Source organism: Kitasatospora putterlickiae (genome assembly GCF_039527695.1).
GTDB lineage: Bacteria > Actinomycetota > Actinomycetes > Streptomycetales > Streptomycetaceae > Kitasatospora > Kitasatospora putterlickiae.
Genome location: NZ_BAAAKJ010000068.1, coordinates 63,646 through 69,373 on the forward strand (window position 1 = coordinate 63,646; position 5,728 = coordinate 69,373).

Sequence of the window (5,728 nt, forward strand, 5' to 3'; positions counted from 1 at the left end):
GCCGGCCACCACGGCGAGGGTGACGGGGGCGGCGGCGGCCTGCTCCCGGACCAGGTCGAGCACGGTGCGCCCGGCCGGGCGGGCGCGCTCGGTGGCGTTCCAGGCGGTGGTGACCAGCCGTCGCTCGGCCGCGTCGAGCAGCGGCAGGTCGCCGAGCGCGGCGCCGGGGTCGGCCGTCGCGGCGGCGAGCAGCGTGGTGAGGTGACCGGCGATCCGCCGAGCGGCGGACGGGGCGAGGACGGCCGGGTCGTACTGGAGGGAGAACTCGACCGCCTCCGGGTCCGCCACGGCCTGGAGGTGCAGGGTGTTGCGGGCCGCGTGGTGGAAGACCGCCCAGTCGACCCGGGTGGTGCTGCCGGGGAACACCGGGTCGGCGGTGGTGCGGCGGCGGTAGCCGAAGGAGACCGGGGCGAGGCCCGCCCGGGGGGTGAGGCCGGGCACGGCGGTGCCGAACGGCACGGCGCGGTGTTCCGAGACCAGCCGGACCTCGGTGCGCACGGCCTGGGCGTAGTCCGTGAACGGGGCGTCCGCGTCGACACCGGCCGGGGCGTACACCGGCAGCTCGTTGACGAACGGGCCGACCGTGCCGCGCTGCCCGGGGCGGCGGGTCGAGAAGGGGACGGCGACCGGGACGGCCTCGCCGCCGTAGCGGTGCAGCAGGCCGTGCAGCGCGGCGAGCAGGAACTCGAAGACGGTGACCCCGGTCCGCCGGGCGGCGTCGTCGAGGGCGGCGCGGCCGGCGCCGTCGAGCCGCCAGGTGACGGCTTCGCCGGGGCCTGCGTCGGTGGTGGCCCGCGCGCCGCCGGGCAGGACCGGATCGGTGGCGGCGGCCCAGCGCGGGCCGTGGAACGCGGCGGCGGCCCCGACGTCCGCGGGCCCGGTGCCGGAGGTGTCGGCGGTGACGGTTCCGGTGGGCGCCTCACCCGTCAGGGCGGCGGCGTACCCGGCGGCCAGGTCGGCGACGAGCACGTCCTTGGAGGTGCCGTCGAACACCGCGTGGTGGGCCACCACCAGCAGTTCGGCGCTCCCGTCCGGCCGCTGGTGCAGGGTGAACCGGGCGAGCGGCCCGGTGGCCAGGTCGAAGGGGAGGGCGAGTTCCTCGGCGAGCCGCTTGGCGAGCGCCTCGCCGCTGTCGGCGGCCGTGTCGAGGACGGTGAGGCCGGGGGCCCGTGCGGCGCGAACCTGGTGGACCACACCGTCCCGCTCCACCAGGGCCGCCCCGAGCGCGGGGTGCCGGGCGGCGGTCGCGGCGACGGCGCGGGCCAGTGCGTCGGTGTCGACGCGGTCGAAGGTCAGGCGCAGCGCGAGGTGGAAGACCTCGGGGACGTGGGTGAGCCTGCTGGTCAGCCAGATCCCGTGCTGGGCGGGGGAGGCGGGCCCGGTGGCGTCCGTCGCTCTCGCGGGTTCCCCGGCAGCGGAGGCAGGGTCGGGCCGGTTGGGGGAGTCGGACATGCTGTGCTCGATTCGGGAGTCGGAGACGGAGCTGCGGGGCACCCGTCCGAGCGGTGGCCGTGGCGGCGCGGACGCGGCACGGCGCGGTCGGACGGCGCGGCTGCCGAAGGGCGGCCGGCCCGCCCCGCGGACCGGTCGGCAGGACGCCGAGGCACGGCCGGACCCGACTCCCAGGTATCCCCCCTGATGCGTCGGACGATCCGATCCTCTCCCCCGTTCGAAGATCATTGGCCTGGACCTGCCGTGAGATTTCCACAGACCACATGCCTCGTCAAGGGTTGTCCACGACCTGGCCGGTGACTGCCGACGGTTCGTCAACTACCTTCCGGTTCCGAGGGCCTGGAGTTCCTTGAGGGGCCCCTGTCAAGGGCGTGTGCGGCGGGAGGGCCGGCGGGTGCCGAGTGGGGCCAAGTTGTCTGTACAGCTCGGGGTTCACTGTCCGTCATCGAAGCGCCATCGAACCCGGCGTTCCCGTCCATCTGGGGCCCGTAGACATAACGGGTCTGGACCAAAGCGTCCGACCCTCGCCGTGTACAAGGAGTCACCCCCGAATGAGTCCGAAGCCCGAACTGTCGCGCCGCACCCTGCTCGGTGGCGCGGCGGCGGCCGCCGTCCTGTCCGCCCTCCCGCTCAGCGTGCGCGAGGCGCTCGCCGCGCCGGCCCGCCCCGGCCGGCTGGCGGACATCCAGCACGTCGTGGTGTTCATGCAGGAGAACCGCGCCTTCGACCACTACTTCGGCACCCTGGCCGGCGTCCGGGGCTTCGGCGACCGGACGGCGGTGCGCGGCGTCAACGGCCGCTCGGTCTTCCACCAGCCCGACCCGGGCCGCAAGGAGGGCTACCTGCTGCCCTTCGCGATGAACGCCGCGCACACCAGCGCCTACCAGCAGGGCGCCCCCGCGTTCGGCTTCGTCGACTCGATGAAGGCCTGGAACGACGGCCTCGCCGACGGCTCGGTCACCCGCCGCTCCAGCGGCTGGCTCGGCCAGGGCTACTACGAGAGCGCCGACATGCCCTTCTACCACGCGCTCGCCTCGGTGTTCACCGCCTGTGACGCCTACTACGCCTCGGTGCAGTGCAACACCAACACCAACCGCGACCACCTGATGACGGGCACCAGCGGCGGCACCGTCCGGGACACCCCGGTCACCGACAACACCGAGATCCCCGGCGGCTACGAGTGGACCACCTACGCCGAGCGCCTGGAGAAGGCCGGCGTCAGCTGGAAGACCTACCAGGCGCTGGACAACTACGACGACAACGCGCTCGCCTGGTTCGCCCCCTTCGTCAAGGCCAAGCCCGGTGAGCCGCTCCACGACCGCGGCATGCACGCCGTCGGCGACCCGGCCAAGAAGAACGACCCCTTCGCGATGGGCGACGCCCTGGTCGAGGCCTTCGCCGCCGACGTCCAGGCCGACACCCTGCCGCAGGTCTCCTGGATCGTCGCCCCGGCCGCGCTCTCCGAGCACGCCAACTACGCGCCGCCGAACGGCGAGCACCTCACGGCCCGCCTGCTGGCCGCCCTCGCGGCCAGGCCCGAGGTGTGGCAGAAGACCGTCTTCATCCTCAACTACGACGAGCACGGCGGCTTCTTCGACCACGACCTGCCGCCCGTCCCGCCGCTGGCCGCCGGGCGCGGCAAGTCCACCGTGCCGGTCGACGGCGAGGTGGTCGTCCGGGTGAGCAAGGGCGGCTCCACCTACCACCGGGTGGTCGGCCAGGACGGCAGGTACCGGGTCAGGGCCGCCGACGGCTCGCTCACCTGGTCCGACACCCTCCCCGCCGGGGAGACCCTGGTCTCCGGCCCCTACCCGATGGGCCTGGGCGTGCGGGTGCCGATGGTCGTCGTCTCGCCGTGGACCCGCGGCGGCGTCGTCGACTCCACCGTCTACGACCACACCTCGGTGCTGCGCTTCCTGGAGCAGCGGTTCGGCGTCCAGGAGCCCAACATCAGCCCCTGGCGGCGCTCGGTCTGCGGCGACCTCACCAACGTCTTCGACTTCTCCGGCCGCGACCCGCGCTGGCCCGTGCTGCCGGACACCAGCGGCAACCGGCAGAAGGTCGCCGACACCGGCAAGCTGCCCGCGCCCACCGTGCCCAACCCGCAGGTCTTCCCGCGCCAGGAGCGCGGCACCCGGGCCGCCCGCCCGGCCCCGTACAACCTGATCGTCAAGCCGCGCCTCAAGGGCGACCAGCTGACCGTCGACTTCATCAACCAGGGCAAGCAGGGCGCCGTCTTCGCGGTCTACCCCGAGCCCGGCACCGCGCCGCGCCACTACACCGTCGGCGCCAAGTCCCGGCTCTCCGACGCCTGGACGGTCGGCCCGAACGGCTACGACCTGCGGGTGCACGGCCCCAACGGCGCGCTCTGGCACCTGCGCGGCACCGTCGACGCGCCCTACGAGATCTCGCTCTCCGAGGAGCGCGACGGCAAGGTGCTGGAGGTGGACGTGATCAACCGCTCGCGCACCGCCCAGACCTTCCTGGTCGGCGACCTCGCCTACGGCGACGGCCTGCGCGAGGTCCGGGTCGCGGCCGGCGACGACAGGACCGTCAACGTCAAGGTCGGCCCGGAGGGCTGGTACGACGTCGCCGTGGGCGTGCGCGGCGAGCTGGGCTTCCACCGCCGGATCGCCGGCCGCTTCCCCTGGGACGGCGAGCACCTGCTCACCGACCCGGCGATGGGCCTGGCCGACCCGCTGGCCGTGGACGTCGCGCTCAAGGCCGCCTCGACCACCGTCGACGAGGCGATCCTGCTGCCCGGCCGCCCGGCCCGGGTCACCGCCCGCTTCACCGCCACCGCCGCGCTGAGCGCGCTGGAGGCGCGGCCGGTCGTCCCGGCCGGCTGGACGGTCGGCGCCGTCACCACGCCGCCCGCCTCGCTCGCCGCCGGGGCCACCGCCACCGCCGAGTGGGACGTCACCCCGCCCGCCGTACTGCCGGACGGCGCCACCCACCGTGTCCTGGTCACCGCCCGGGCGCAGGCCGGCGACCGCTTCGCCGTCGCCGACGGCGAACTCGCCGCCCGCACCGCCCCGGTGATGGCCGGCCACCTGCTCGGCGAGGACTTCGAGTCGCTGGCCGGCGCGCTGCAGCCGGTCGCCGGGGTGCTCGGCTGGACGGCGCAGGCGCCGCAGGGCTGGTCGGTGGTCAACGCGCCGGGCATGCCGCAGGGCACCACCCGCCTCCAGGGCTGGACCTTCCACACCAAGCGCGAGTGGTCGAGCCCGGCCGGGCAGGACCGCGGCAACTTCACCCGGGGCCTCGGCGTGGTGGCCGTCGCCGACCCGGACGACTGGGACGACACCGGCTCGCCGTCCAAGAAGGGCGTCTTCGACTCGACCCTCGTCTCGCCCGCCGTGCCCGTCCCCGCCGGCGCCACCACCCTGCACCTGGGCTTCGACTCGCACTACCGGCAGGAGGCCCCGCAGAAGGCCGCGGTCACCGCGGTCTTCGACAACGGCACCGAGACCCGTCTGGTGTTCTACAGCTCCGACGCCACCGGCAACGACAACGCCGGCAAGGACGTCCAGGACGCCTTCGTCACCAAGCGGTTCGCCGTTCCGGCGGGCGCGCGCAGCGTGACGCTGAAGTTCCGGATGTACGACGCCGGGAACAACTGGTTCTGGGCCGTCGACCACATCCGCCTGGACGTCAAGCCGATCACCGGCTGACGACCCGCCCGGTCCGCCCGCACCCCTGCGTCCGGGGTGCGGACGGGCCGGGCGCATATGCCGGAAACAGGTGCGCCGGCGCACTGTCAACAGGTGCGAACGCGACGCGCGCTCCGGGGCACAGGACCGGAAAGCCACTGTCCCCGTCATGTTCCCGCCGGTAGGAATGGTGGCCGGCGCGGAACGCCCGCGCCGTGGAGAGGAGCCGCTCCGTGTCCCGTCTTCGTGCCGCCGCCCTGGCCGTCGGCTGCGCCGCCGCCGCGCTCACCCTGACCGCGACCACCGCGCACGCCGCGCCCGGCGACACCCAGAACGTCTGCAGCAGCCAGCTCACCCCCACCGGCTGGGTCGACGTCCAGTGGTGGAACGACCTCAGCTGCTCGTCGACCTTCAGCCCCAACAAGAAGCAGATCAAGGACATCGCCGGCCTGCCGGTCGGCACCACGCTCACCGTCTGTTCGTCGACCTACCAGCCGGCCGGCTGGGTGCAGCTCTCCTCCTTCTACAACAGCAGCTGCCGCTACTCGGCGGTCCCGAGCCTCAACAACAACGCCTGGCAGATCAAGCGCGTCTCCTGACACCCCGCGGGCAGCACGCCGACG

3 protein-coding genes are annotated in these 5,728 nt (G+C 74.1%); 2 read left to right on the top strand and 1 reads right to left on the bottom strand.

What is annotated here, in order from left to right; translation table 11 throughout:
• Positions 1–1,452, bottom strand: a 1,452-nt coding sequence (locus ABD308_RS08035; protein ID WP_344329757.1) for a condensation domain-containing protein, incomplete at its 3' end; no start/stop codon positions are given.
• Between the two features lie 551 nt (positions 1,453–2,003).
• Between ABD308_RS08035 and ABD308_RS08040 the strand changes: the two genes are divergently transcribed.
• Both ABD308_RS08040 and ABD308_RS08045 read left to right on the top strand, forming a co-directional pair.
• A complete protein-coding gene (locus ABD308_RS08040; protein WP_344329759.1) occupies positions 2,004–5,126 on the top strand; it encodes a phosphocholine-specific phospholipase C in 3,123 nt (1,040 codons plus the stop codon).
• Positions 5,127–5,338: 212 nt separating this feature from the next.
• Positions 5,339–5,704, top strand: coding sequence for a hypothetical protein (locus ABD308_RS08045; RefSeq protein ID WP_344329761.1), 366 nt, complete (start codon positions 5,339–5,341; stop codon positions 5,702–5,704).
• The last annotated feature ends 24 nt before the right edge of the window (positions 5,705–5,728 follow it).

What these genes read in the sequence shown, in the direction of transcription:
- ABD308_RS08040 (WP_344329759.1), top strand. Translation starts at nt 2,004, where the DNA reads ATGAGTCCGAAGCCCGAACTGTCGCGCCGCACCCTGCTCGGTGGCGCG.